Origin of the sequence: Kitasatospora putterlickiae, from assembly GCF_039527695.1 — a bacterium.
GTDB lineage: Bacteria > Actinomycetota > Actinomycetes > Streptomycetales > Streptomycetaceae > Kitasatospora > Kitasatospora putterlickiae.
Genome location: NZ_BAAAKJ010000323.1, coordinates 13,263 through 13,723 on the forward strand (window position 1 = coordinate 13,263; position 461 = coordinate 13,723).

General features: G+C 74.4%; 1 protein-coding gene. It reads left to right on the forward strand.

Translation table 11 applies throughout. From position 1 onward, the window contains the following. On the forward strand, positions 1-334 hold a 334-nt coding region (locus tag ABD308_RS30585; protein WP_344342158.1), incomplete at its 5' end, for a LysM peptidoglycan-binding domain-containing protein. Between the last annotated feature and the right edge of the window lie 127 nt (positions 335-461).

Below are 461 nucleotides of genomic sequence, written 5' to 3' on the forward strand. Positions count from 1 at the left end.
CTCGGCCGCCGCCGCCCCGAAGCCGGCCGCGCCGAAGGCCACCGAGGCCCCGAAGCCGGCCGCCGCGCCGAAGCCCGCCGCCGCCCCCAAGGCCGCCGAGGCCCCCAAGGCCGCTGCCGCGTCGAAGCCGGCCGCCGCGCCGAAGGCCGCTGCGCCGAACGCCGACAAGGCCGCGAAGTCGGCCAAGGGCGCCTACACCGTCAAGGCCGGTGACACGCTGAGCACCATCGCCGCCGCCCAGGGCGTCGACTGGCACGACCTGTACAACAAGAACGCCAAGGTCATCGGCGCCAACCCGAACCTGATCTTCCCGGGCCAGACCCTCGCCGTCTGATCCGCTCCGGTCTGACTCCGGCCCGACCCCGGTCCGACTCCTCTTCGAGTCCGGTCCGCGTCCGGTCCGACTCTGATCGCCCGGTTCGGTCGCCCGGTCTGGTCGCCGGGTGTGATCGTCCGGTTCG